Source organism: Rhodococcus sp. NPDC059969, from assembly GCF_042738325.1.
Lineage (GTDB): Bacteria > Actinomycetota > Actinomycetes > Mycobacteriales > Mycobacteriaceae > Rhodococcus_F.
In genome coordinates this window covers 506,086-532,322 of record NZ_JBHWUF010000002.1, presented here as the reverse complement: position 1 = coordinate 532,322, position 26,237 = coordinate 506,086, and the positions used below count along the sequence as shown (strand labels likewise).

Below are 26,237 nucleotides of genomic sequence, written 5' to 3'. Positions count from 1 at the left end.
TGCTAGACCAACCTCAGGTGTCGATGTGAGTCGACGCCGACTGTGTCGGCAACGACTTCCATCGCCCTCTTCCACGACACGGCCATCTCGTCGAGTTGCTCACGTGGGTCGACCGCGCGGCCCCTGGCGGCGCGCGCCATCTGGAACTGCACGCTCTTGGCCCCGGACGCCACTTTGCGGAAATCCGGCGCAGCCTCGACCATCCCGGAGAAACCTGCAGTGTCCAGGAACTCACTGGCGTCCGCCGCCAGCTCCGCGCTGGCACCGCATTGACGAAGAAGCCCGAAGGACCAGAGGTGAAAGGCATCCATGCCAGCCCCCTGCACCCACTCCAGGTCGTCGATCACCCTGCGGCCCAGCTCTCGCACGGGATTACCTGCCGCTCGAACCGCCACGTTCCGTCGAGCCACTTCAGCGATGTTTCCGGCATTGGTCGCGTGAACCGGATTGAGCCGGATCTGTTCGACGTAGGGTACGAACGAAGGAAGTGAGGAACGATCGAGATCGAAAACGCCGGAAAAGTCTTCACCTCGCAACATGTAGTACCCGCTGTTGTGGAAGTACTCGAGTTCGCCGGCAACGCGATCGATCCGATTGGGCACGATCGTGGTCTTGGTGTGCCCCTCGTGATAGCTCGTTCCGAGAGTGTCGGGAAGCCAGTATCCGTCTACCTCGACCGTCGACAGCATCCCGACCGCGAGGTTGTCCTCGACATGGATCAGCGGTGCCCGCCAGACGTTCATCTCGGCGACTTCGATTCCGTACAACGCGTAGATGTCCTCCGCCTTGAGCTTGAGGAACGTCCACTGAGTCCCGTCGAACCGCGACGAGAAGGCACACGCCAATGCCGGGACGGGGTCCAATCCCAGCGAATGCAACACTTCGATCCACAGATCCGTGTAGCAGTTGGTCTGCGCCCACACCCGGTCGTCCTGATGCAACGCGTGTGGCCGGTAGCGATCAGGTGAAATATCGACGAGACGTGACATCAGATGCCCATTCGTTCACGAACGGAAGTTGGCCACGCAGCCACATCAAGACCATGAGTCCGCAACAGGGACAACGCGATTCGCTCCATCCCGAACCCGACGCACGAGCTGTGCGCCACCTCCCCCTCGGCCGTTCGGATGTCGAAGTTGACCCCGAAATGGTCGAGATGGTTGTTCGAGGACACGATGGCCGTGCCCTCGTCGAGGTCTCCGTAGAGCCGAACTGTCAGTTCTGTCTTGAGATTCTCTTCACGCTGGTTGGCTGCAAGCATCTTTCCGGCGCGCCCGAAGAAAGGATCATTGGCGATCACTGGGGTGGCATCTAGCTCGAGTAGGCCGAGCACCTCGAGTCCCCGCTCGATCCAGTGCTCTCGATGCGCTCGCGCTGCTGCGGCGTCACCGATCGTCACGAACTCGTGCATCCGAAACGCTTGCATACGAGCCGGATCGATCGCCGGTTCGTGCCGGAAGCAAAAACCGTAGATGTCCAGCAATACCCCACCTTCGGGGAGAACTCCGGTGTGCCGCGCATAGGCGGGATGGCACGCTGCGGACACGAGCATGGTCTCGGTCGGTTCGAGATGGCGATCCCACGATTGCCCATCGGCGCGATCGGCCAGCAGTCGCGCGTGATCGCGATTGGAACCGGCGAAGGTGTTGATGGCGCCGGTGAGGTTGGGAAACGAAGCGATGTAGTCGGTGCGCTCGAAACTGCTCCGCGGGAACACCGGCGGGAACCGCAGGCGGGTCGCAGCTGCGCCTGGCCCCGCTGCAACCACCACTCGATCGATGCCGTCGACGATGTCCTCGAACACCCCGGAACGCCCGTACAGTCCCGGTACTTCCGTCTCTACGAGAAGTCCTTCGACAAGCAGTTCGCGTTGAAATGCAGCTCGGGCCCGATCCAAATCGGTTTCGGTTGTCGCGGTTTCGGTTGTCACAATCTCGGTTGTCATAGCGTTCCCCGGTATCCAATAGCCATGTGAGCTGAACCTGCCATGATTCGATCGTTGTTCACCATCACCGCTGCGCCGTGCGCATCACGAAGGTGGCGGCCGAGCGAGAATTCGGTGTCCTCGCGATATCCGGAGATTCCGCAGATCAACATTGTCTGCCCCACGATTTCCACCACCGCAGTGGAGGCTGTGACTTTCAGGTTGTTCATCGCGAGCGAAAAGCCCACCGCGCCCGTCGCCTCGAAATCGGCAGCGCCTTCCTCAGCGCGGACTGCGCGGTCGTACCTACGCGCAGAAGCGTCGACGAGATCGGCGAATTGTTGTGCCGAAGCAGCAACTTCGGCGAGACGCAGCGCTCCGGGGGACGTGACTCCGGGCTGCTTGCGGGCGGCGGCACGCACGTACTTGCGCGCCTTCTCGACTGCCGCGTCGGCGATTCCCAACCACACCGAACTCCACACGACGTGCGAGACCGGGAGCATCGTGTGGGTGGAGATATCGGAATACGGTACGTCGGCGACCATCTCGGGCGTCGAGGTGGCCCGAAGGATGTAACCGAGACTGCAAGTTCCCCTCAGCCCCAGCGTGTTCCACTCGGTGGTGCGTTCGAGCGTCAGGTCTGGGGTACGGCACACCACGAGAACCTGATCGTTGGGCTGACTCTCGGGTGTTCGCCGAGCCGTCACGACTATCGCGTCGGAATGCTCACCGTACGAAATGACGGGCGCATTCTTGATCAGTAGTAGATGGCCGCCCAAATCTTCTACAGCGCAGTAACTCCGGCTGACATCGCCACCGATTCCCAGCTCGGTAGTCGCCGATGCCAACAGCAGTTGCTTGTCGACAGTTTCTTCGACGAACTCGCGGAGCGCTTCGGTATTGCCATGCTTGACCAGCGAGTAGATCTGCGTCTGATGCATCGCAAAAATCATTCCACTTGCGGCACAGCGCGTTCCGATCACGCGGGCGATCTGCGACACCTCCTGCAGCGAGAGACCTTCGCCGCCGAGTTCCCTCGGTACCGCGACGGACAGCAGCCTTTCGCTTCGCATGGCGTCGACGGCTTCACGCGGAAACCTCGCCTCTGCGTCAACTTCGTCGGCCCACACCGCTGCAACTTCGTCGGCTAACCGTACGGCCCGCTCGAGAGCCGTCCCGGTGGAGCACTGCGCTTGCGGAGCGTTCATGCAGCACCCAACTCTGCCAATGCGCCCTCTATCGCCTTGACACTCGCGAAGGTGCTCTTCCGCAACAACTCGTCCGGAAACTCGATGTCGAACGAGTCCTCCAGCGCCAACATGACATTCACGCTCGCGTGCGATGTCAAACCCAACTCGTAAAGATCGGCCTCGCCGTCGATCGTGCTCACGTCGACTGCTAGCCGACCGTGCTCGACGAGCACTTTCCGAATTGCCTGATCAATCATCAGCGATGTCGTCCTTCTTTTCGATGCGAGCGCCCGAGCGTGTTGCGATCACCATTGCGATGGCCACGTCTGCTTCGTGCGAGATAGATACTTGAAAGTCGTTCAGATCCTGAGCCCACGCGAGTTCCGCGGCATTGCCGGACAGAGTCACCCCACAACCACCCCACTCGGCCCGAGTGATTTCTATGGAGTTCCACGGAACGGGAACGTCACCCGGCCTGAGCACCTTCACAACGGCCTCTTTGGCAGCAAAACGCGCAGCCAGTCGTTGATCCCGGGCCGGCCCGGCGCACGTCTGCAATTCATGAGGAGTGAAGGTCCGATCGAGATACCTTCGTCCGAAGAGGTCGATACTTCGAGTGACATCCACGACGTTCACGACGTCACAGCCGATTCGCGGACCGATGTCGAGCATCGGCGTCGGTGCAGTGTCACCCATTTTCTGACTCCCCCTTTTGGGGTCGTACACGCCGGGCAGCCCCCTATGCTGCCCGGTGCGTCGACGCCGTCACCCTGCCCTGACAAACCTGCAGACTCAGCAATTCTTCAGCTACCGGTAGAACATACCGCAATCCGAAGATTGTCGGCAAGATCGGACCTCCAGATTCCCTTCAACACTATAAACATACTCTCAGTTTGTTTCGAATGCAGAACAAAGAGAACAATCTCCCTACCAGGACATTTGCAACAAATTCACCAATGAGCTGCGCGGAGATCCAGGGCTTTCAGTGATCGCTGGCGAGACGCCTAGCTGCGAATTGTCTGAAATACTCCACTTTGGATTCCGGGACCACGATCGGAAGTATCAGGTTCCACGATGCCTTCATGGAGTCCGAAAGCTCACGAACAGTCCCGGTCGCCGCTGCCATCAGCCGAACTCCGGACGCCACTTCCAACAGGAAGCGCGCGATATCGGCAGAATCCGCGTCCGAACGCAGATCACCTTCGTCGGCCGCACGGCTGGCAAGTTCGCGGTAAATGTCGAGCCAGACATCCAGCGTTGCCGGCCCGGATCCCCGATAGTCCCCGATCTCGACCAACAAGCGGAAAGTCGCACGAACCATGGCGTCGTGCGCACCGATGTCGACGATGACGGACGAAATACCGATCAACGACTCGAGTGCGGGAGTGCGACGGTCCAACCAGAGTTCGCATTTCGCGTCGAAACGTGCCGAACCCTCGTCGATCACCGCCCGCGCGAGTTCTTCCTTGGACCCGAAATGGAAGTACAGGGCGCCTTTGGTCACCTGTGATTCGGCGATGATCTCGCTCAAGCTGGCATTGGCATAGCCCAGGCGTAGGAACACCCCCGCTGCTCCGCGCAGCACCGAATCACGGGTGGCTTCTGCCCGCTCTTGCCTCACCATCGATCCGGCCTCCAATCACCACACATCGAACGAATCCTTGGTCTTACCCGTTCACAGCGTCAAAATGGAAGGCACGGTTCGGCATTCAACCCACCCTGCAAACAAATGAGACATTTGCCCATCAAACGATCGTGATACAGCGAACACAGCTTAGACCGCGATCCATCTCTGCGTGGCAGGCGCGCCTGGTTAACCCTCCAATTGTGGGTCGGCTTCCAGATTCGTCAGGCCATTCCAACACAAATTCACGAGGTGAGCGGCGACAACTTCTTTGGACGGAGTCCGTTCGTCGAGCCACCACGTAGCCGTCGTGGACACCATGCCGACAAGCGCCTGGGCGTACATCGTTGCTAGTCCGGGGTCGAAACCGCGTCTGGAGAAGTCGCCAGCGAGCAGGTAGCCCACCTGACTGATCGCGTCGTTGAGCAAGCTCGAATACGTCCCACTCGGAGCGACAACGGACGAATCACGCACGAGGATCCGAAATCCGTCAGTGTGCTCTTCCACGTAGGTGAGCAAAGCCAACGCAACCCGCTCGACTCGAACTCTCGAGCGATTCTGTGAGAGCGAAGACGTGATCATTTCGAGAAGCCGCGACATCTCCCGGTCCACTACGACGGCGTAGAGCCCCTCCTTGCCGCCGAAGTGCTCGTACACGACCGGCTTGGACACGTTCGCTCGCTGGGCGATCTCCTCGATCGAGGTCGCCTCGTATCCCCGTTCGGCGAACAGTGCCCGCCCTATCTCGATCAGTTGTTGCCGACGTTGGGTACCGGTCATCCGGATCCGTGTCGCTCGTTCGGGAACTGGATCCCCGCCACCCGAACCGGACACCGTCGCCATTGTCTTCCTCTCGCCGACACACAAATTACTGCTGTGGACGCTCAGCCTATCGGGACTTCGGGGGCCGAATCGGAGGAGCGGTTCGACCTACGGCGGGTCGGCATGCGATTATTCTTTCGCGCGTTCGGCCGCAAGGCTCGGCAATGCGTGGCAATCCGCCGTGGTGTAATGGCAGCACCTCTGATTTTGGTTCAGATAGTTCAGGTTCGAGTCCTGGCGGCGGAGCCGGTGAACAGCATGGGTTTTCCGAGCGGAAATGCATGTCGTGATCGACAGCTTGATCGACAGCTTGATCGACAGAGGGAGCTCAAACCAGTGCAGACCGCCGTGATCGTTCTCGCAGCGGGTGCCGGTACACGAATGAAGTCGAAGACTCCCAAGGTCCTCCACACTCTCGCCGGACGCAGCATGCTGGCACATTCGCTTCACGCGGCAACCTCACTGAACCCCACGCACCTGGTGACCGTCGTCGGTCACGATCGTGAGCGTGTCACCGAAGCGGTCAGCGCAGTCGCGGGTGAACTGGGCCGCCCCGTCACCGTCGCCGTTCAGGACGAGCAGAAGGGCACCGGGCACGCCGTCAGCTGCGGACTCGAGGGACTGCCTGCCGACTTCGCCGGAACCGTACTCGTCACAGCCGCCGACGTACCGCTGCTCGACGGCAAGACAATCGCAGACCTCCTCGCTCAGCACACTGCCGCTCCCGCGGCTGCAGTAACGGTGCTGACGTCGACGGCGCTCGACCCCACCGGCTACGGACGGATCCTTCGTACGACGGACGGCGAAGTCAACGCCATCGTCGAGGAGAAGGAAGCCACCGATTCGCAGCGCTCGATCACCGAGGTCAATTCAGGTGTCTACGCCTTCGACTTCGAGACTCTGCGCGACGCTCTGGCGTCTCTCGACTCCAACAACGCACAGCACGAGTTCTATCTCACCGATGTGATCATGATCGCCCGCCGCGCAGGCAAGCGTGTTCGTGCGCAGCACATCGCGGATTCGGTTCTCGTCGCGGGCGCCAACGACCGCGTGCAGCTCTCGACACTTGCCCGCGAGATGAACCGTCGGATCCTCGAGACGTGGATGCGTGCCGGCGTCACCGTCGTCGATCCCGCGAGCACGTGGATCGATTGCGGCGTGCGAATCGCACAGGACGTGACGCTCCTGCCCGGAGTTCAGTTGACCGGCACGACGTCGGTGGGCGAAGACGCCGTGATCGGCCCTGACACCACCTTGGACAACGTCAGCGTCGGGGAGCGTGCGACTGTCGTCCGCTCGCACGGGACCGACTCCGTGATCGGCGCGGACGCAACCGTCGGTCCGTTCGCCTACCTCCGGCCGAATACTCGCCTCGGCGAACACGGCAAGATCGGCGCCTACGTGGAAACCAAGAACGCCGACATCGGCGAGCATTCGAAGATTCCGCATCTTACCTACGTCGGCGACGCCACCATCGGCCATCACAGCAATATCGGAGCTTCGAGCGTCTTCGTCAATTACGACGGGGTGAACAAGAGCCGTACTGTGGTGGGGTCGCACGTCCGAACAGGCTCCGACACCATGTTCGTCGCCCCTCTCGTCGTGGGAGACGGCGCTTACACGGGTGCGGGCACCGTCTTGAAGAACGACGTACCGCCTGGGGCGCTTGCCGTCTCGGGTGGAGCGCAACGCAACATCGAGGGTTGGGTCCAGAAAAATCGACCCGGAACTCCTGCAGCCGACGCCGCTGCAGCGGCTGCACAACCTGACAGCACAGATCACCACCAGATCGACCGGCAAGTACAAAAGGATGGCATGAACCAGTGACTGCGAATTGGATCGACAACCAGAAGAACCTGATGTTGTTCTCGGGTCGCGCACATCCCGAGTTGGCGGAGCAGGTGGCGAAGGAACTCGACATCCGCGTCACCCCGCAGACCGCGCGCGACTTCGCGAACGGTGAGATCTTCGTTCGATTCGAAGAGTCGGTTCGCGGCTCCGACGCGTTTGTCCTGCAGAGTCATCCGGCACCGCTGAACACGTGGGTGATGGAGCAGCTCATCATGATCGACGCGCTCAAGCGTGGATCGGCGAAGCGCATCACTGCCGTTCTTCCGTTCTACCCGTACGCCCGCCAGGACAAGAAGCACCGCGGACGCGAGCCGATCTCCGCTCGCCTGATCGCGGACCTGCTCAAGACCGCCGGCGCCGATCGCATCATCACGGTCGACCTGCATACCGACCAGATCCAGGGCTTTTTCGACGGTCCCGTCGATCACATGCACGCACACAGCCAGTTGGCCAACCACATTCGCGCGGGATACAACCTCGAGAACATCACGGTGGTCTCCCCCGACTCGGGCCGCGTTCGTGTCGCCGAGAAGTGGGCCGACTCGCTCGGCGGAGCACCGCTGGCGTTCATTCACAAGACGCGCGATCCGTTGGTGCCCAACCAGGTCAAGTCCAACCGCGTCGTGGGTGAGGTCGAAGGTCGCACCTGCATCCTGATCGACGACATGATCGACACCGGCGGAACCATCGCCGGCGCGGTCAAGGTGCTCAAGGAGGCCGGTGCGGGTGACGTCGTCATCGCCGCAACCCACGGCGTCCTCTCCGACCCTGCGGCCGAGCGTTTGTCGACGTGTGGCGCGAAGGAAGTTGTTGTCACCAATACACTTCCGATCGACGAGTCGAAGAAGTTCCCGACGCTGACGGTGCTGTCCATCGCACCGCTGCTGGCTCGCACCATCAAGGAAGTTTTCGAGAACGGTTCTGTGACTTCGCTGTTCAACGGCAGCGCCTAGTCTTCCGTTGCACTACGGGCGCGTACCTGTGACTTCACGGTCACCGGTACGCGCCCGTAGTCGTCTTCGCGAACCCCACGAAAACAGACCACCCGGTCATCATGAAACCACCTGTGCGACACACGAATACCAGCAAATGCGATGAAGAGCATGATCTTGATCACGCCCGCGTCGAGAAACCCAGGTCGATGTTGGGGTGGTGTTCACCGCGCCGCAATCTTCGCCTAGTGTGGCTCGTCGTGATCGACGCGCAAACCCTGGAATCCCGGCCCGAATCTCATTCCCTGAATTCATCAGTTCCGACGATCCGGCGGTGGCGCCCAGGATCTTGTGTCTGGTGCGGAGACGACAACTCCGTGGACATGTTCCGCAACGAACCTCGCTGTGGAAAATGCCGTGAAAACGAAGGCATCATCGACGACGCCAAGCGCTTCCTCGGGATGTACGGTCTGCGCCCGCTCGGCGGCACGCTGCAGTCCGACGACGACGAAGAGCGCGAGTACCGCGTCAACGCACGCGAGGCACGCCGAGTCCTGAACGAGATCCGCATGGACGTCCTTCCCGATGCGGCCGCTGTTCGCAAGGCGATTCGGCCCCGCGCCGCAACGGTTGTCGCCGACACGTCACCCGCGCGGGCTTCTCGCCCCTCCAGCACGGGCACAGCGACGCGCGTTGCCGCTCCGGTCAAGACAGACACCGTGGACATCGACACGCTCCAGACGCGCGTTCTGGGGCTTCTTGATCAGCTCGGTTCGATCGACGAGCAGATCAAGGTCGCCGAACTCGCACAAGGGTTGCCGGCTCGCGCACGACTGAGCGATCTGAACAAGCAGAAGGCCACGGTTCTTCGCACGCTGGCCGCGCTCGAGAAGGCCCGCATCGCCGCCTCCAACTAATTCTCCTCGCGTCCATCCCACGGCCCCGTCTCGCTTGCGAGACGGGGCCGTTCTGTCTGAGCAGGTACCTTTACGAATCGTGAATGACATCACCATCACTTTTGTCGTGCTTGCACTGGTCGTGGCGCTGTTCGTGATCGGCCGAATCCCGGTCGGCATCATCGCGATCGGCACTGCCCTGGCGCTGTACGCCACCGGTGTGATCACGATGGAGCAGGCGCTCGCCGGATTCGGCGATCCCACGGTGGTGTTCATCGCCGCGCTTTTTGTCGTCAGCGAAGCCCTCGACGCCACCGGTGTCACCACGTGGGCGGGCGAGAAACTGCTGGCGAAAGTCGGCGAATCCCGAGTCCGTCTCGTGAGTGCGATCATGTTGCTGGTTGCCGCGTTGACCGCATTGATCAGCGTCAACGGGGCCGTAGCAGCGTTGGTACCGATGGTGGTCGTCTTGGCGGTTCGTCTCGGCAAATCGACGTCACAACTGCTTCTCCCGTTGGCATTTGCCGCCCATGCCGGATCGATGCTCACCTTGACCGGAACACCGGTCAACATCATCGTTTCCGAAGCCGCCGAGGAATCCGGGGCCGGTGCTTTCGGGTTCTTCAGTTTCACATTGGTCGGTGCGCCGCTCGTATTGGGAACGATTGCGATCGCCGTACTCCTCGGTCCTCACGTTCTCCCCCATCGTGCGGGGACGTCGATGTCGCCTGACCTGAGCCGGCATGCCAAGACCCTCGCGAAGCAGTATCAGCTCATGGGAAACGATGCGCCGTCCGCAGAGCCCTTGATCACCAAGCACGACGGCGTGGTCGAAGTGATCATCCCGCCGCGCTCGGAAATGATCGGCGACAGGGCTTTTCCGGGCATGGTGACCGACAGCGGAGATCTGGTGATACTCGCAGTCCAGCGCGCCGGTGAGGACTGCGGCCCCAAGGGCGTCAAGTTGGCGGCCGGTGACACGCTTCTCCTACAAGGAAGCTGGGACGATCTCGACACCCACACCGCGGTCGATCCGAACGTCCTCGTGGTCGACGCGCCTGCCCAGATCCGTAAGCAGGCAGCCCCGTTGGGAACCCGCGCGGTCATCGCCCTCGTCGTCGTCGCGGCGATGGTCGTGTTGCTGACCTTCGGACTGGTGCCGTCGGCGATAGCCGGACTCCTCGCTGCGTGTGCGATGGTGCTGCTACGAGTCATCAGCGTGGAGCAGGCGCATCGGTCCATCTCGTGGACCACGTTGATTCTCGTCGGCGGAATGATCCCGCTCTCGACCGCGATCCAGCAGACCGGTGCAGCCGAAAAACTCGCTCATGCCTTCGTCGACGTCGTCGGCGGTGCAAGCCCCTATGTCGTTGTGGCCGGACTCTTTGTCGTGACGGCGACTCTGGGTCAGCTGATCAGCAACACCGCGACCGCGCTGATCATCACGCCGATCGCCATCTCGGTCGCCATCGAACTCGACATCTCGGTGCTGCCTCTTCTGATGACGGTCACCGTCGCTGCCGCGGCCTCCTTCCTGACGCCCGTGGCCACTCCCGCGAACATGATGGTGATGGGCCCTGGCGGGTACAAGTTCGGCGACTACTGGAAGCTCGGGCTCCCGATGTTGTTGTGGTTCCTGGTAGTTGCCACAGTGTTGATCCCAGTGATCTGGAGTTTCTGATGTGCTCACCGAAGGTGTTGTCGGAGGTCTACGAATCGATCGGACGAGAAGGCAGGAAGGTCAGCCGACGATCGATGTTCGCGGCACTTGGCACTACGGCGCTAGGCGCAACCGTCGTGGCCGGCGCGGTGCAGCCCACTGCGTCGGCAGCGCCGGCGGGTCAGACCATCGTCGATCTGACGCACGTGCTGTCGCCCGAATTCCCGGTGTGGCCGGGCGCGCGCTCGTTCGAGATGAGGAACCTGGCGAAGATCGCCGACGCCGGCGGCTCTCTGGGCTCGCTCGGGTCCGCTGGTTTCGGCGGAAACTTCTACCTCAACGAACTCCGCCTCGAGGAACACACCGGCACTCACATCGACGCGCCCGCACACGCCAGTGCGGACGGAATCACCGTCGAGAAGATTCCGGTCGCCGACCTCGTCGTGCCGATTGCGGTCATCGATATCAGCGCCCGAGCCTCCGCCGACCCGGACACACTGCTCACCCGCCAGGACGTCCTCGACTGGGAGACCCTCCACGGGACTATTGCTCCCCGCAGCCTGGTGGCGATGAACTCGGGCTGGGATACCCGGGCCGGTGCCGGTGGGGCCTTCACGAATCGAGATGCACTCGGCGTGCAACACACACCGGGGTTCGATCCCGAGGCGATCGACTTCTTGGTGTCCGAGCGCGACATAGTCGCCGTGGGATCGGACACCCTCAGCATCGACGCAGGCCGAAGCACGACCCACGGGGCTCACCGAAGCGCTTTGGGCTCAGGAAAGTACGCGGTCGAAGCCCTTGCAAACCTGTCCGCACTTCCAGCCGTCGGCGCTACCGTGATGGTGGGAGCGCCGACGCATGCCGGCGGATCCGGTGGTCCGTGCCGGGTTATCGCCTGCTACTGAAGATCAGGGCGTGGGTGTCACCCGCAGCACCTTGTCGCCTGTTCCGTTGTCCGTGGTCACCAGGAGCGAGCCGTCCGCCGTCGGAGTCACCGAGCGCAAGCGCCCGAACTGGTTCACCAATCCGAAGGTCTGAGCGTCGACCGAACGGCCGTCGGCACTGAGGCGGAGAAAGATCAGTTCCTTGCTCTTGAGACCACCCATCACGAGTGCACCGTCCCAGGCACCCCACGCGGCTCCGCCGGTGAAGGCGGCGCTGGCGGTAGCCAACGTGGAGCTACCTGAACGCCACACTGCCCCAATTGCTCCCGGCACGCGCACGGGATCTGTCATCGGCACGGATTCGTCGTACGTTCCGGGAAGACGATCCGGACGGTAGCCGTAGTTTCCGCCGGGGGTAAGCAGGTTGACTTCGTCGTCGACGCTCGTGCCCTGCTCAACCGAGTACACCCGGCCGGTTCCGGTTTGCACGGCCAAACCTTGGACGTTGCGGTGCCCGAGCGTGTAGACAGGGCTGCCTGCATTCGGATTTCCCGCCGCCGGAGTTCCGTCGGTGTTGATGTGCAAGACCTTGCCGCCCAGCGAATTCGGATCCTGCGGAACGCTCGGCGTCGCGGTGTCGCCTGTCCCGACGAACAGCGTTCCGTCCTGGGCCGCAAGAATTCGGCAACCCCCGTGGCGCCCGGACGAGACCGGGATTCCTGGCAACACAGTTCCGGTTCTAGTGAGCGCGGTCCATCCGGCGTCGACGGTCCACGAGATCACTCGAACGTCCGTGACTCCCCCAGCGCTGAACCCCTGGCAGGTGTACAAGGTGCGCGACTGAGCGAAGTCGCGGGCAAGCGCGATGCCCATGAGGCCGGTTTCGGACTGCGCGTAAAGATCCGAAAGGTCAGCAGCGACTGGACCTGTCGTGTTGTCGCCTCGGCGAACGAAGAATCCGCCGGATCGTTGTCCCGTCAGGATTGCACCGTCCGGGGCCACCGCGACGTCCCAGGGGTGATCGAGTCCGTCGACGAGTGTGGTGACCGACAACTGCGGGAGAGTGTTCTCGATGGGGATGTCCGGGTCTTCACCGCCCAGCGACCCTGTACTTCCGTTGCCGAAACTGCCGGGGTCGAAGGGGAATGGTTGAGCCACGCTCTGCGTTACCGGCATCACCAGTACTGCAGTCAGGGCCACGGTCAATGCGGCGAGCTTCGGATGACGCACGCGTTCTCCTCGGGTCGGAAACCGTTCTGCGCCTCACTATAAACAGACAAACACCATTTTTCGGGCCGTCGCGGCATACCTGCAGGCCATAGGGCAACGAAACCCCTTCAGAAGTCTGCAATCTCCGGCAAAACGTTCGCCAATGTGGACGCGGTCCGCCTCGAGGCAGATCGTGTCTTCCGCCAGCCGGGCACATTCCAGTCCAGGAGGTACTCGAGATCCGCTTCCACTCCCCTGTCCCGCAATCCGAAACGTCGTTCCAGCGCATACTCATCCACGAAATTCAGTCTCGCCGCATCGGTGGCACTCAGTTCGGGGTCGCAGAACGGGCCGACGGGCGCGGTAGCCGCTCGACGCCCTGACGGGTCTTCCCACTCCAAATGACCACCTCCGATTTGCTTCACCGACCACCTGCCAATCGTCTTGATTCGGTGATGTTTTCGACACAGACAGGCCAAGTTCCGCTCCGCAGTAGGTCCTCCCTGGGCGGGGCTGCCGTGATCGAACGGCACCGTGTGATCGATGTCGCAACTATCAGAACGCACAACACAATTCGGAAAGCGGCACGTGCCGTCTCGCGTCCTTACAATCTTCGCCAACGCTGCGGACGGCCGGTAAGTGCACTCGGTGCGCCGAGAACCATTGTCCCGCGTCGAGCGATGGCCCCTTGCCACGGCGGGCAAGACCGCCGGCGAGGGCATCGACCGACCCACGTCAATTACGGGCCCAACCGTCCCGGCATTCGAACACCGTTGCACCTCGGACGGTGCGCGGGTGAGGACTCTCTGCCATGTACTGTCCGCGGCGATCGCGCGCGCAAGGTCAGCATCAATGTGGCCGTACCCCTGCAAATAGCCTGGCAGGTCGTCGAATCCGAGCACGGTGGAAGCATTGACACCCACAAGAATTGTCGCAATCGGGAGCACGGAGGTCTTCGAGTCATCCCGACGGGTGCAATCGCCGTCGCACTGACAATCCAACGACGTCTTTCCTTCCGCCAATGCGATCAGCGCATCGGCACGACGTTGCCCGAAAGTTCTCGGATCGAAACCACACACCTGCATCGACATCGCACGGAGTCTGGTGGCCAAAGTCTGAGCGCCGACCGCTGGAAGCATTCCGTCCAGAGTCGACATACCGTCGTGCGACGCGCACGTCCGAACGTCCCGATCGGCCTCCGCACGAACTCGCCTGGCACGCACCCCATCAGGGTCGTGCCGAGCAATGAGACCTCGTGCGCGCGCCTTCAACTTGTTACCGGTTGCGCGGCAGGCACCGTCCACTAGGAGTCGCTCGATCTCATCGAGCACGTGCTCGGAAACATTGGCGAGAGCTTCGGACAGTGCCGTCGCTTTGGCCAGATCTATGTCACCGCAAGCAAAAGCGGCCGCCACCCGCGGAAGTCGCCAGCGCAGGTCACATCCCAGTGCAATCATTTTCTGCGCGGCGTACTCCGTAATGCTCAGTATCGACGCGATCTCCACGTGCGCGAATCGACCCTGAAAAGCCTCATTGACTCCAACCGCGGCATCCTCCTCACAACGGTCCAGGTACAGCGCAGTGACCGCGTCGATCTCGAGGAAGTGGGCGCGCGCGATTTCCGCATGCTGCCGAAACAGCGCGTCCGCGGAAGTCTTCGATTCGAACATATGAGCGATTCTACGGGCACCCACCGACAAGTTTTGCGGAATCCCGGGGTATTCACCGATACCCTTTGCGCTCCGATGTCACTACGTTCAATCGCATGACTCAGCATCCGACACGAGATCAACCGTACTTCGGCATAGCGATATTCGAGTTGGGGAAGAATGACGGGGACGGGTGCTTCTACCGGGAGGACTGTTATCTCATCTGGGCTGGCGACCCCGCTGAGGCGCAGTCGAAATTCGAACGCAAGGCCGGCGAGCAGGAGTATCCGGTCGGCGCGAGCGATGATCAGTCCTATGTAAAACTCGCGCATCTCGTGGATCTTGCCCCGGTGTCCGACAAGGTCCAGACCGGCACAGCAGATCTCTACTCCCGACACTTCTCAAATATTGCCGCCTACAGAACTTTTGAGGCACATTTGGGAGGAGACAGCATCCTCTGACGTGCGCCCACCTCACGCCCGCTGCGCGCACAACAGCGCGAAGCGCTGATCCTCATCCGTCCACACCTTCCGTACCCCGAAGCCCGCGGACGCGAGCTCCGCAGCAATCCTGTCCTCGGTGAACTTCGCCGAGATCTCAGTTCGCAGCTGCTCGCCCGCTGCGAAGGTGATCTCCAGATCCAGGTCGTCGATCCGGACCGAGAGTTCACGAAGCGCTTCCAGCCGCATCTCGATCCACTCGTTCTCGGCATCCCAGAGCGCGACGTGACGGAAGTCCTCCAAGGGAAAGTTCGCTCCCAGTTGCTTGTTCAGGACCGAGAGAACATTGAGATTGAACTGCGCGGTCACACCGGCAGCATCGTCGTATGCGGGCACGAGGACTGCAGGATCGATCACCAATCCCACGCCCAGGATCAGGTTTTCACCGGGATCGAGCACGGCTGCAATGCCCGAGAGGAACTCGGCGCGTTCTGCCGGAACGAGATTGCCGAGAGTTCCACCGAGAAACGCGAGCGCCCGCCGTCCACCACCGGGTAGATGATGCAGCGAACCGGTGAAGTCGCTGACCACCCCGACCACGTCGATTCCGGGGAATTCGGCACCGACCTGCCGCGCCGCGCCTTCCAGCGCCGTCACCGAAACATCCTGCGGTACATACGTTCGCAGAGTTCCACGAGCCGTCATTGCATCGAGCAGCAAACGCGTCTTCTCCGAGGAACCGGAACCCAGTTCGATCAGGATCTCAGGTTCGGTCAACGCAGCGATCTCGTCGGCGTACCGAGTAAGCAGGCCGCGCTCGGTACGGGTGGGGTAATACTCGGGCAAGGCCGTGATCTCCTCGAACAATTCACTTCCACGCGCGTCGTAAAACCATTTGGGCGAGAGCCACTTCGGCGTAGCGGTCAGACCCTCCCTGGCCTCGGCTCGCAATGCGTCGACCGATTCGGCCGGTGTCAGATAAACCTCGAGCGTAGGGGTTTTCATTGTTCTCCCATCGGTATCGGGGTGATGATCAAGTGGCCAGGACGCGCGCAGACGATGTGCCGGTCCGGCACCTGCTCCCAGTCCGGCGATCGATCGAACGGTTCGGAAACGATCAGGGCCCGCGATTCGTCGACCCGCGTGTACAACGTGTGGCCCCAGGCCGTGGCCCACAGTTCCTGCCCGTCGCCGAACAGGAGGTTCAGTCGTGAATCCGGTGCCGCCGCAGCCACATCGTGAACGAGGCTCGTCACGGCGGCCTCCGCGGGCTTCGAGGTCAACCGATGCCGAAGCACTGTCCACAACAAGGCAGCATCCGTCGGGGCGGGCATCTTCAGCAGTTCGACGGCCGGAAGTTCTGCCGCCAATTCGGCAAGTGAACCAGGCCAACCGGATACCGCTCCGTTGTGGCTGAAAGCGTAGGTTCCGTCGACGAACGGTGCGCAGGCACCGATCTCGACGGCCATCCCCTCCGTCGCGGAACGGACGGCGGCGAGAACGGATCCGGAAACGATGTGGGACAACGTCTCGTCGACGGTCGGGTCCGACCAGATCGGCGAAATGCTGCGATACCGCCCCTGCCTTCCGTCGTTCCACCACACCGCGCCGAATCCGTCGGCATTGATGGTCCCGCCGCCACGCATCTCGCGAGGTGCCCACGACTGTCGCATCAGTGAGTTCTCGCCGTCGTGGATGAGTTCACGAACCGAACGCGGCGGCCCGAGATACCCGAGGTGCCGACACATGTCAGGATCTACCCGAAATCGTTCTGGCGCAGCGAAAACCCGAGAAGATCTGGCGCCTGATCGGATGGTCCCAGTTGCGGAACGTCCCCCGGCAGGCAACGCTGTCGGTCCCGAACGAGCCCCCTCGCAACACCTTGTAGTCGCCGCCGAAGAACACCTCCGAATACTCCCGGTAGGGGAAGGCCCGGAAACCCGGATACGGATGGAAACCCGAAGAGGTCCACTCCCACACGTCGCCGATCAACTGCTCGACACCTGCTGCCGACGCACCCGCCGGGTACGAGCCGACGCCCGCTGGACCGAGATGGCGCTGACCGAGATTGGCAAGATTCTCGTCGGCGGACGCGTCCCCCCACGGGAACCGTCGTGATCTCCCGGATTCCGGATCCCACCGCGCGGCCTTTTCCCATTCCGCCTCGGTGGGAAGCCGTTTACCTGCCCAGCACGCGTAGGCCTCGGCTTCGTAGAAGCTCACGTGCACAACCGGCTTGTCGGGTGGGACCGGAGCCTCGACGCCGAAAGTCTCGTGCCACCAACCCGAACTGTCATGTTCCCAGAACAGAGGCGCACGAAGTTTCGCGTCGACGCGATGCCGCCAACCGTCACGGGACCACAGTTCCGGTCGGGAATAGCCGCCGTCCTCGATGAATTCGATGAACTGCCCGTTGGTGACCGGGAATCTGTCGATTGCGAAATCGGTGAGATAGACCTGATGTGCAGTGCGCTCGTTGTCGAGTGCCCACGGCTCGTCGTCGGTCCCCATGACGAAGGAGCCGGCCGCGATGGTGATCTCGTCGAGTTCCGGCATGCGGGCAGCTTGCGGAGCGGGTGTCGCAACGAGTGCCGCGGGCCCCGAACGTAATTGGTGTGTCGCGAGCATGGTCTCGGCGTGTTGCTGTTCGTGCTGCGCGATCATCCCGAACGCAAAGCCGTCCACGTCGAGTTCTGTGCGCCCGAACGTGCTGGCTTCGAGCACATCCCAGACCTTCCCGCGAACCGTACGTACGTATTCGCGCGCCTCGGCCGGGTTGAGCAGGGGAAGTGTCGGTCTCGACGATCTCGAATGCTTGAAAGCGTCGTACAGCTCGTCTATGTCGCTACGCACCGGATCGCGGCCACCGACATCGCGCACCAGCCAGAGTTCCTCTTGATTGCCGATGTGCGCCAGGTCCCACACCAGCGGACTCATCAACGGGGAATGCTGCGCGATCAATTCGGTATCGTCGACGCAGTCGGTGAGCAGCGTCGACCGCTCACGCGCTCGCAGAAGTACGGCCTCGACCGCTTCCTTGGTGATCTCCCCCGTCATGTGTCGCTCTCACCGGGCACAATTGCGCGACAACACCGTTCGGCTGCGGCATCGAGAAGACGGACAAACTGTGGCTCCGGCGCGTAGGACGCGGCAAGCGACATCAGAGATGTTGCAGCCGAACGCAGTTCGACGTCGTCCAAACCGTACTCTGCCGCATCCCGCCACCTCCCGGCCGTCGACGCTGCAGCATCACTCGCCTCGCGCATCACGGCTGGCCCGGACAGCAACGCGTCGATCGCTGCTATCGGCACTCGCCACAAATCTCCCGGTTGTGCGTCGATGTAGCGAACCTCCAGATGGCCGACAGCGCGAACCGGCGGGAACAGCGTGGACAGGTGATAGTCCAAGTCCGCCCAGACGGGGCGACGTCCGATCTCGGCATCCAAGGCGCCGGCGATCCAGTCCGCGAACGTCGCGCCACGCGGAGCCGTCCAATCATCGCCTTCGTTTCGCACACACATGAGCGGAACGTCGAGCGCCCAGGCTGCGTAGTCCTGCGCTTCCGGGATTGCTGCGGTGCGCCAGGAATCGAGTTCGAGCCACGTCCGCATGCGTTGAGAAGCCCAATCTCCCCTCGGAACCCCTTGCAAGCGTGGAGAACACGCAAACGCAGCGGTCAGAGCGGGACCCATGTCCCCGAGGAGCCGCCAACGCTGGGCGATCGACTCCGGACTCCCGCCGGCATCGACACTGACCTGCACTGCTGCGGTATTGCACATCATCAAGGTGCCGTACGGGCCTATCCCGGCGAAGCGGGATTCCATTGCGCAGTAACGCGGCAACCGGAGAATGCGGGAAGGGGGGCGGGCGACGTCGGCGGCAGCCGAACTGATTTCGATCGAGTACGACGCGAGAAGAGATTCGAGAGTCCGACGGTCTTCGTCGAGACAGTCACACAGTTCGCGGGCGGACGTGCGCGGAGCGGACGAGAGTTCGATCTGTCCGCCGGGTTCTACGGTGACGAGACTGCCACGAGGAAGCGGAACCGCCGGTGAATCCGGGTCGATACTGGTGGGTGCGTGCCGCCCGAGTGCTCTTGCCAGCGTCGCGGCGGATGGCCGCTCCCCACCGGGATCTTGCCTGGTCAGCCACTCGATCTCGGCTCCGACCAAGCGGGGTGGCCCCTGTTTGAAGCACACACCACCGACGTAGGCCTCGGCCGCAGGACGCGAATCCACCTGCGTGGTCTGTGCTGCTGTCAACGCTGCTGTCACCATTCGACTTCCCCTTCGGGCGGTCTTCGCGGTCGTTACCGACGATAGAACGCCTACGTCCGAGATGCACCCATTGTGGTGTTACGTGTCGTTGAATTTCTTCAGTCGTATCCACCGGTACCCACAACCGGCCAGAACCACACCTACCCCGGAAACAACCGCGATCCACGGAAGTGTGGCCACCAGAACGACACAACCGGCCGCCCCGACTGCCTGCAGCCACTTCGGATACATCCGGTCCACTCCGCGCTGGCTGTACGCGCTCACGTTCGCGACGAAGTAGTAGAGCAGCACTCCGAACGACGAAAAGCCGATCACGCCCCGAAGATCGGTTGTCGAAACCAAAGCGATTACAACAGCTCCGACCACAAGTTCGGCATGGTGAGGGACTGCGAACCGTGGATGGACGGCAGCGAGAGCAACGGGCAGATCACTCTCGCGGGCCATTGCCATCGCAGTGCGGCTCACCCCGGCGATCAGAGCCAGCAGCGCCCCCGCCGACGCCGCCGCGGCACCGATCACCACCACGGGAACGGCCCAGTTCCACCCGGCTGCGCCCACTGCATCGGCCAGGGGCCGCGCCGAATTCGCCAGCCGATCAGGCCCCAACGTCACCAACAGCACCACCGCTACCAGCGCATAGAGCACAACCGCGGCGGTGAGTGCAATCAGAATCGCCCGCGGAATCGTGCGGCGCGGATCACGCACTTCCTCCCCCAGCGTCGCGATCCTGGCGTAACCGGCGAAGGCGAAGAAAAGCAGCCCCGCCGATTGCAGAATTCCGTACCACGACCCGAACACGAGGTCCGGGAGCTCACGCACTGCACCAGGTCCCACCACGGCAACCACCAGTGCTACACACAATGCCGTCGTCGACACGGCGACGATGGCCCTGGCCATCTGCGCCGTACGCGTCACTCCGCGGTAGTTGACCGCCACCAGGGCCACGACCACCAGGGCGGCGGCGGGAACACGCCAGGCCGCAGGAGCAACGTACGTCGCGAAGGTCAGAGCCATTGCCGCGCAACTCGCGATCTTCCCGATCACGAACGACCAGCCTGCGGCAAACCCCCACCAGGGTCCGAGCTGCTCACGTCCGTAGACGTAGGTCCCACCTGAAGTGGGGTATCTGGCCGCAAGCTGCGCCGACGATGTCGCATTGCAGTAGGCGACGAACGCTGCGATCGCCAGGCCGAGCAGCAACCCGGTACCCGCTACGGCGGCAGCGGGCGCGAACACCACGAAGACTCCGGCGCCGATCATCGCGCCGAGGCCGATCACCACGGCGTCGGCCGTGCTCAGTCTTCGCTCCATCGGGACAGCTTCGTTCACAGGTAGTTTGAACCACACCGACATGAACGGAAGGTGCCATGTTCGATCTCGACACGATCCGCCGCGACACTCCCGGATGCCTCGACAAGGTGTTCCTCGACAGCGCGGGATCCTCGCTCCCGCCCGAGCCGGTGCTGACCACCATGATCGAGCACCTGCGACGTGAAGCCGACGTCGGCGGGTACGTCGCCGCTGCTCGCCAGAGCGGCGCACTGGCTGCTGTTCCGCATTCACTGGCCCGGGTCATCGGCGCCCAGGCAACCGATATCGCGTTGACGGACAGCGCAACCCGCGCATGGAACGACTTCTACGCTGCCGTTCCACTCGGACCTGGTGATCGAATCCTCATCAGCGGAGTCGAATACGCGAGCAACGCAATCGCCGCTCTGGGGCGGGCGCGTTCCACCGGCGCCGGCGTCGAGGTCATTCCGAGTGATCAGTACGGATGCATCGACCTCGAGGCACTCGAGAACATGCTCGACGATCGGGTTCGACTCGTCTCCGTCGTACACGTCCCCACCAACGGCGGCTTGATCAACCCGGTCCGTGAGGTAGTCGAATTGGCCAGAGCCCACGGCTCTCTCGTCCTGCTCGACGCGTGCCAGTCCGTCGGCCAGTTGCCCATCGACGTCACCGAACTCGGCGTCGACGCGCTCAGCGCCACTGGCCGCAAGTGGCTCCGCGGGCCACGCGGAACCGGATTCCTGTACGTCCGCCCCGGACTCGTCGACGCGCTCGAACCCGCTGCAATGGACCTGCACGGAGCGGAATGGACCAGCGAGAACAGCTTCGTTCCTGCGCCGGATGCAACACGATTCGAACTCTGGGAAACGAGTGTCGCTGCGCGCCTGGGTCTCGGCGTCGCCGCCGACTATCTGCTCTCGATCGGCACCGACACGGTGTGGGAGCAGATCGAATCCCGAGCCTGCGCATTGAGGGAAGGTCTGGCAGCGATTTCCGGAGTCGAAGTCCGCGATCGAGGAACCCATCTGAGCGGCATCGTTTCCTTCACCGTCGACGGTATTTCCGAGCACCTGGTGCGGGATCAGCTTGCAGCACAGAACATCACCGTCACCGTCAGCGGTCGCGGGTCCACACTCCTCGACATGGATGCCCGCGGACTCGACGCCGTGGTTCGCGCATCGCCGCACTACTTCGTCGACGAAGCCGACCTGGACACATTTCTGGGCGCGGTCAGGAGTTTGCAAACCTCCCGTTGACCGGGACCATGCCTGATCTGCGGAAGTCGAAACTGCAACTGTGTGGTGACCAGTAGTTTCGCCTTCCGAGAGGACGCTTCGCATGGCCGACCCCACCGTCAAACCGATCTCCGCTGCCGACATCACCACCTGGGACTACGAGGCCGACGTCGTCGTCGCGGGATACGGCATCGCCGGCGTCACCGCTGCGATCGAAGCAGCGCGGTCCGGCGCCGAGGTTCTCGTCCTGGAGCGAACGGGCGGCTGGGGTGGAGCAGCTTCGCTGGCGGGTGGATTCATCTATCTGGGCGGTGGAACGCCGCTGCAGAAGGCGTGTGGGTTCGAGGATTCGGTCGAGAACATGAAGACGTTCATGAAGGCAGCGCTCGGCCCCGGAACCGACGACGCAAAGATCGACGCGTATTGCGAGGGCAGTGTCGATCACTACAACTGGCTCGTCGATGCCGGCGTTCCGTTCAAGGAGTCCTTCTGGGGTCAGCCCGGCTGGGAACCGCCGTACGACGACGGCCTGATGTACTCGGGAGGCGAGAACGCCGCGCCGTTCAACACCCTCGTCGATGCCGCGCCCCGCGGACACGTTCCGCAGATGTCCGAGAAGAACACCGGCGAGAAGGGCGGTGGCTACATGCTGATGAAGCCACTCGTCGAGACGGCCGAAAAGCTCGGTGTCCGAGCAGAATACGATCTACGCGTCCAAACTCTGGTGGTAGACGACGATCGAGTTGTCGGCGTCGTCGCCAGGCGTTACGGCAAAGACGTCGCGATTCGCGCACGCAAGGGCGTCGTGCTGGCGATGGGCAGCTTCGCGTACAACAACGAGATGGTGCGCTCGAATGCACCGCGTATCTTCGGCCACCCGGCGGCCTCCATCGAGGCGCACGACGGCCGCGCAATCCAGATCGGTCAGGCACTCGGCGCCGACACCGCGCACATGGACGCCACCGAGGTCGCGTTCTTCTGCGACCCGCAGTTGATGGTGCGCGGCATTCTTGTCAACGGCCGCGGTCAGCGATACATCCCCGAGGACACCTACCCCGGCCGCATCGGCCAGGCAACGCTGTTCCAGCAGGACAACCAGGCATTCCTCGTCATCGACGAAGCTGCATACGAGGAAGGCATGAATGCCGAGTCGTCCAGTGCGCAGTTGCGCGCGCAGCCGAGCTGGGTGGCGGAAACCGTCGAGGAACTCGAAGCCGAGATGGGGTTGCCCGCCGGATCGGTGCAATCGACCGTCGACCTCTACAACCGGCACGCGGCTGAAGGGTCGGACCCGGTGCTGGGGAAGAAGGGCGAGTGGGTGAAGCCGATTGTCGGCCCGTTCGCGGCAATCGATCTGCGCGGACGCACCGGCGGATTCACGCTCGGCGGGTTGAAGACCACCGTCGACTCCGAGGTCCTGCACGTCTCCGGTGTGCCGATTCCAGGATTGTTCGCGGCGGGCCGGTGCACTTCCGGTGTGTGCGCAGGTGGTTACGCCAGCGGAACCAGCCTCGGCGACGGCAGCTTCTTCGGACGACGCGCCGGAATCAGCGCGGCGCGCTAGATCACCACGACCCGCACGCCGTCGGCAAAGCGGTACGGCTGAGTCTGCAGGACCGCGCCGAGGTGTTTCCGCAGTCTGGACACCTCGGCGCGCACTGCCACCACATGCTCGCGATCACCGAAGAGCACTTCGCTCAGGCCTGCAGCGTCCACGCCCGCCGAACCGACCGCTGCCAGGGCCCTCAAGATCTGGGCGTGCCGCGGGGAGAGCGCTCGCGTCCAATTGGCGTCACCACGCACCGTCACCTGCGGCGATGCGCCGAGGGACAGCTCCAGCTCGATCACCGGCCCGCCGACGCCGGTGCGCAACAGCCAGCCGTCCCCGAGGGGCTCGGGCAGACACATCCCCAGCCCTGGCACGATGACGGGCTTTCCCGCGCTCGGCGCTGCAACTCGGTCGGGCGCGGCTATCCCGCTGGCGCCGGCCACCCAACCGAACTCGTCGACCACCAATGCCGGACCGGTCCCGGCCGCGAACAACGGTGCTGCCCGCGAACGAAGGCGCTCGAGCTGAGCTGCGTGCTCGCGCCACAGCGTCGCCTCCGCGAGGCGAACCGCGGTGCGGACCAGCGCGACGGTCGTGGGATGCACCGAGGCTGCGGACCCACTGATATCCACCACTCCCAGGATCTCGCCCGTCCGCGGATCGTGCACGGGTGAACCGGTACACGACCAATTGTGGTGAGTCGGCGCATAGTGCTCGGCCGAGAAGAGTTGCACCGCAGAATCTTCGATCAGCGCGGTACCTATCGCATTGGTACCCACCGACTGCTCCGACCATCGCGCACCTTCTGCGAATCCGAGTGCGTCGGCCGCCCGCTTGACCGCCTTCGACCCCTCGCGCCAGAGCAGGACACCGTCGGCGTCGGCAACGACCACGATGAAGCCCGCGTCCTCGGCCACCTCGGTCAGAGTGGTTCGCAACTCGGGCAGAACCGAGCGCAGTGCGGTACGCGAACGCCTCGACTCCAACTCGGAGAAATCAGCGACAGCAGACGCGCCGCAGTGATCCGGCGTGAGCCCGCCCGCAGCCACTCTCGACCACGACCGTGCCACGACGGTCCGCGGCTGCGCCGGTGGTTCCTGCCCGGAGAGAACTGCGTCGTGCACCCGACTGAGTAGGCGAGCATGCTGCGACAGATCGGTACCCGGCACGACGGCACCGAGCCGACTGCCTTCGGGAGCGTTCCCCAGGGTGGTCACTCCGTCAGGCTACCGCTTTCGATGTGACGCGAACCACGTCCACACGGCCAGGTCGCCGCCACCTGCGATTAGCGGCGACGAGCAAACTCCGGTAACGTATCCAAAGTTGTCTCGGCGAGGGTGAATCGCAGCAGTTCCACACGTTGCAGGTTTACCGTGATCGACGCGGCTACGGCTCAGCTCGAGCGTTTCGCTCCTGGCCGTGTGCGCGCCTGTCCCCCTTTTCGCAGGCAAAACCACACGTCAGTAAACCGAGCACGAACCCCGTGAGTTGTAGGAGCCGTTTCATCATGTCTGAAGAAAACAACCTCGTCGCCGTCGTCCGCACCGAATTCGGCAAGGGCGCTGCTCGCCGCGCACGTCGCGACGGCCAGGTCCCCACGGTTCTGTACGGCCACGGCGAAGATCCCCGCCACCTCAACGTGCCGGCTCGCGACTTCGCTCGCATCCTCCGCGCGCAGGGCACCAACGCCATCCTCACCCTCGACATCGAGGGCACGGAGCAGGTTGCACTGACCAAGTCGGTCGTCGTGCACCCCATCCGCAGCTACATCGAGCACGCTGACCTCCTCGTCATCAAGAAGGGCGAGAAGGTCACCATCGACGTTCACGTCGTAGTCGTCGGTGACGCTGCTGCAGGCACCATGGTCGCGCAGGATGCATCCACCATCTCCATCGAGGCAGACGCCCTCCACATCCCCGAGCAGATCGAGGTTTCGGTCGAGGGCCTCGAAATCGGCACCCAGATCCTCGCAAGCCAGCTCGAACTGCCCACCGGCTCCGTCCTGCAGGCTGACGCTGACACCCTGATCGTCAACGTCGTTGCTGCACCGACCGAGGCTGACCTCGAAGAGGGCGCAGAAGCTCCCGCCGCCGACGAGGCTGCAGAAGAGGCCTGATCCTCTCGGTTCCTACAGAACTCACTGCGCGCGGCGCGTCATTCCGATTCGGAGTGACGCGCCGTTCGCGCGTAGCAGGAAAAAGAACAAGCCAGAAAGTAGCGTCCGTTGAGCACAGATACCGCCCTCGTCATCGGCCTGGGCAACCCCGGCCCGCAGTACGAGAAGACCCGGCACAACGTCGGTTTCATGGTCGCGGGCACCCTTGCCGGACGCATGGGCGGAAAGTTCAACGTACACAAGAAGAGTGGCGCCGAGATCGTCGAAGGTCGCCTCGCCGGCCGACGCGTGATCCTCGGAAAGCCGCGCTCGTACATGAATCTCTCGGGCGGCGCGGTCGCCGGTCTCGCACGATTCTTCTCGGTCGATGCCGCGAACATCATCGTCGTCCACGACGAACTGGATCTCGATTTCGGGACCGTCAGGCTCAAACTCGGCGGCGGCGAAGGCGGCCACAACGGGCTCCGGTCCATTTCGAGCTCGTTGACCACCAAGGACTACCTGCGCACGCGCGTCGGGATCGGTCGCCCGCCGGGCCGCATGGACCCGGCGGACTACGTTCTCAAGCCGTTCTCGTCCACGGAGCGAAAAGAACTCGATCTCGTGTGCGAAGAAGCTGCGGATGCAGTGGAGCTACTGCTCGAACTCGGGCTCGAGGCAGCCCAGAACCGTCTGCACTGACA

General features: G+C 63.0%; 25 protein-coding genes and 1 tRNA gene. 11 read left to right on the top strand and 15 right to left on the bottom strand.

Annotation, left to right across the window (positions count from 1 at the left end):
- Positions 1–2: 2 nt before the first annotated feature.
- From ACFWAD_RS11495 to ACFWAD_RS11465, 7 genes are all read right to left on the bottom strand, one after another.
- Complete coding sequence (locus ACFWAD_RS11495) at positions 3–989, bottom strand: DUF1839 family protein (RefSeq protein WP_378543724.1); 987 nt, start codon at positions 987–989, stop codon at positions 3–5.
- Entirely contained in the window at positions 989–1,945 is a 957-nt protein-coding gene (locus ACFWAD_RS11490) for an amino acid--[acyl-carrier-protein] ligase (protein WP_378543721.1), read from the bottom strand. The genes ACFWAD_RS11495 and ACFWAD_RS11490 overlap by 1 nt, the downstream gene beginning before the upstream one ends.
- Positions 1,942–3,132 (bottom strand): acyl-CoA dehydrogenase family protein, encoded by a 1,191-nt coding sequence (locus tag ACFWAD_RS11485; RefSeq protein ID WP_378543718.1) that lies wholly within the window; start codon positions 3,130–3,132, stop codon positions 1,942–1,944. Before ACFWAD_RS11485 ends, ACFWAD_RS11490 begins: the two co-directional genes overlap by 4 nt.
- Positions 3,129–3,371, bottom strand: coding sequence for an acyl carrier protein (locus ACFWAD_RS11480; protein WP_283301892.1), 243 nt, complete (start codon positions 3,369–3,371; stop codon positions 3,129–3,131). The genes ACFWAD_RS11485 and ACFWAD_RS11480 overlap by 4 nt, the downstream gene beginning before the upstream one ends.
- The gene (locus ACFWAD_RS11475) at positions 3,364–3,810 is read right to left on the bottom strand and encodes a holo-ACP synthase (RefSeq protein ID WP_378539488.1); all 447 of its coding nucleotides are present in this window, start codon (positions 3,808–3,810) and stop codon (positions 3,364–3,366) included. The genes ACFWAD_RS11480 and ACFWAD_RS11475 overlap by 8 nt, the downstream gene beginning before the upstream one ends.
- Before the next feature lie 286 nt (positions 3,811–4,096).
- Entirely contained in the window at positions 4,097–4,738 is a 642-nt protein-coding gene (locus tag ACFWAD_RS11470; protein ID WP_003946317.1) for a ScbR family autoregulator-binding transcription factor, read from the bottom strand.
- 189 nt (positions 4,739–4,927) lie between these two features.
- Entirely contained in the window at positions 4,928–5,581 is a 654-nt protein-coding gene (locus ACFWAD_RS11465; RefSeq protein WP_095972137.1) for a TetR/AcrR family transcriptional regulator, read from the bottom strand.
- 154 nt (positions 5,582–5,735) lie between these two features.
- Between ACFWAD_RS11465 and ACFWAD_RS11460 the strand changes: the two genes are divergently transcribed.
- The 6 genes from ACFWAD_RS11460 to ACFWAD_RS11435 all read left to right on the top strand — a co-directional run bounded on the left by ACFWAD_RS11460 (position 5,736) and on the right by ACFWAD_RS11435 (position 11,807).
- Positions 5,736–5,806: transfer RNA gene (locus ACFWAD_RS11460), tRNA-Gln, on the top strand.
- Between the two features lie 90 nt (positions 5,807–5,896).
- On the top strand, positions 5,897–7,387 hold the full coding sequence (glmU, locus tag ACFWAD_RS11455) for a bifunctional UDP-N-acetylglucosamine diphosphorylase/glucosamine-1-phosphate N-acetyltransferase GlmU (RefSeq protein ID WP_378543715.1): 1,491 nt from the start codon (positions 5,897–5,899) through the stop codon (positions 7,385–7,387).
- Positions 7,384–8,364 carry a ribose-phosphate diphosphokinase gene (locus ACFWAD_RS11450; RefSeq protein WP_003946284.1) on the top strand — a complete coding sequence of 327 codons (981 nt, stop codon included), beginning with the start codon at positions 7,384–7,386 and terminating at the stop codon, positions 8,362–8,364. The genes glmU and ACFWAD_RS11450 overlap by 4 nt, the downstream gene beginning before the upstream one ends.
- Positions 8,365–8,603: 239 nt before the next feature.
- Positions 8,604–9,260, top strand: a complete 657-nt coding sequence (locus ACFWAD_RS11445; protein WP_378539486.1) for a hypothetical protein — start codon at positions 8,604–8,606, stop codon at positions 9,258–9,260.
- A 79-nt stretch (positions 9,261–9,339) separates the two neighbouring features.
- Positions 9,340–10,920: an SLC13 family permease gene (locus ACFWAD_RS11440; protein WP_378543712.1), complete on the top strand. Its 1,581-nt coding sequence runs from the start codon at positions 9,340–9,342 to the stop codon at positions 10,918–10,920.
- Positions 10,920–11,807 (top strand): cyclase family protein, encoded by an 888-nt coding sequence (locus ACFWAD_RS11435; RefSeq protein WP_378543709.1) that lies wholly within the window; start codon positions 10,920–10,922, stop codon positions 11,805–11,807. Before ACFWAD_RS11440 ends, ACFWAD_RS11435 begins: the two co-directional genes overlap by 1 nt.
- 3 nt (positions 11,808–11,810) lie before the next feature.
- Here the strand turns inward: ACFWAD_RS11435 and ACFWAD_RS11430 are convergent, their stop codons facing one another.
- Together ACFWAD_RS11430 and ACFWAD_RS11425 are read right to left on the bottom strand one after the other, a co-directional pair.
- The gene (locus ACFWAD_RS11430) at positions 11,811–13,016 is read right to left on the bottom strand and encodes a PQQ-dependent sugar dehydrogenase (RefSeq protein WP_378543706.1); all 1,206 of its coding nucleotides are present in this window, start codon (positions 13,014–13,016) and stop codon (positions 11,811–11,813) included.
- 107 nt (positions 13,017–13,123) lie between these two features.
- Positions 13,124–14,665, bottom strand: a complete 1,542-nt coding sequence (locus tag ACFWAD_RS11425; protein WP_378543703.1) for a DUF222 domain-containing protein — start codon at positions 14,663–14,665, stop codon at positions 13,124–13,126.
- 95 nt (positions 14,666–14,760) lie between these two features.
- Between ACFWAD_RS11425 and ACFWAD_RS11420 the strand changes: the two genes are divergently transcribed.
- Entirely contained in the window at positions 14,761–15,105 is a 345-nt protein-coding gene (locus tag ACFWAD_RS11420) for a DUF4288 domain-containing protein (protein ID WP_378543700.1), read from the top strand.
- 12 nt (positions 15,106–15,117) lie between these two features.
- On the opposite strand, the gene egtD is transcribed toward ACFWAD_RS11420, so the two are convergent.
- From egtD to ACFWAD_RS11395, 5 genes are all read right to left on the bottom strand, one after another.
- Entirely contained in the window at positions 15,118–16,089 is a 972-nt protein-coding gene (gene egtD / locus ACFWAD_RS11415) for an L-histidine N(alpha)-methyltransferase (RefSeq protein WP_378539482.1), read from the bottom strand.
- Positions 16,086–16,832, bottom strand: a complete 747-nt coding sequence (gene egtC / locus ACFWAD_RS11410; RefSeq protein ID WP_378543697.1) for an ergothioneine biosynthesis protein EgtC — start codon at positions 16,830–16,832, stop codon at positions 16,086–16,088. Before egtC ends, egtD begins: the two co-directional genes overlap by 4 nt.
- Before the next feature lies 1 nt (position 16,833).
- The gene (gene egtB / locus ACFWAD_RS11405; RefSeq protein ID WP_378543694.1) at positions 16,834–18,141 is read right to left on the bottom strand and encodes an ergothioneine biosynthesis protein EgtB; all 1,308 of its coding nucleotides are present in this window, start codon (positions 18,139–18,141) and stop codon (positions 16,834–16,836) included.
- On the bottom strand, positions 18,138–19,361 hold the full coding sequence (gene egtA / locus ACFWAD_RS11400) for an ergothioneine biosynthesis glutamate--cysteine ligase EgtA (protein WP_378543691.1): 1,224 nt from the start codon (positions 19,359–19,361) through the stop codon (positions 18,138–18,140). Before egtA ends, egtB begins: the two co-directional genes overlap by 4 nt.
- Positions 19,362–19,439: 78 nt before the next feature.
- On the bottom strand, positions 19,440–20,714 hold the full coding sequence (locus ACFWAD_RS11395) for an APC family permease (protein WP_378543688.1): 1,275 nt from the start codon (positions 20,712–20,714) through the stop codon (positions 19,440–19,442).
- A 14-nt stretch (positions 20,715–20,728) separates the two neighbouring features.
- Between ACFWAD_RS11395 and ACFWAD_RS11390 the strand changes: the two genes are divergently transcribed.
- Both ACFWAD_RS11390 and ACFWAD_RS11385 read left to right on the top strand, forming a co-directional pair.
- A complete protein-coding gene (locus ACFWAD_RS11390; protein WP_378543684.1) occupies positions 20,729–21,910 on the top strand; it encodes an aminotransferase class V-fold PLP-dependent enzyme in 1,182 nt (393 codons plus the stop codon).
- Between the two features lie 82 nt (positions 21,911–21,992).
- Entirely contained in the window at positions 21,993–23,453 is a 1,461-nt protein-coding gene (locus tag ACFWAD_RS11385; RefSeq protein WP_378543681.1) for an FAD-dependent oxidoreductase, read from the top strand.
- Here ACFWAD_RS11385 and ACFWAD_RS11380 read toward each other — a convergent pair.
- Entirely contained in the window at positions 23,450–24,655 is a 1,206-nt protein-coding gene (locus tag ACFWAD_RS11380) for a GAF domain-containing protein (protein ID WP_378543679.1), read from the bottom strand. The two genes, ACFWAD_RS11385 and ACFWAD_RS11380, sit on opposite strands and share 4 nt — an antisense overlap.
- A 290-nt stretch (positions 24,656–24,945) precedes the next feature.
- Between ACFWAD_RS11380 and ACFWAD_RS11375 the strand changes: the two genes are divergently transcribed.
- Both ACFWAD_RS11375 and pth read left to right on the top strand, forming a co-directional pair.
- Positions 24,946–25,554, top strand: coding sequence for a 50S ribosomal protein L25/general stress protein Ctc (locus tag ACFWAD_RS11375; protein WP_230814263.1), 609 nt, complete (start codon positions 24,946–24,948; stop codon positions 25,552–25,554).
- A gap of 108 nt (positions 25,555–25,662) precedes the next feature.
- On the top strand, positions 25,663–26,235 hold the full coding sequence (gene pth, locus ACFWAD_RS11370; protein WP_317554351.1) for an aminoacyl-tRNA hydrolase: 573 nt from the start codon (positions 25,663–25,665) through the stop codon (positions 26,233–26,235).
- The last annotated feature ends 2 nt before the right edge of the window (positions 26,236–26,237 follow it).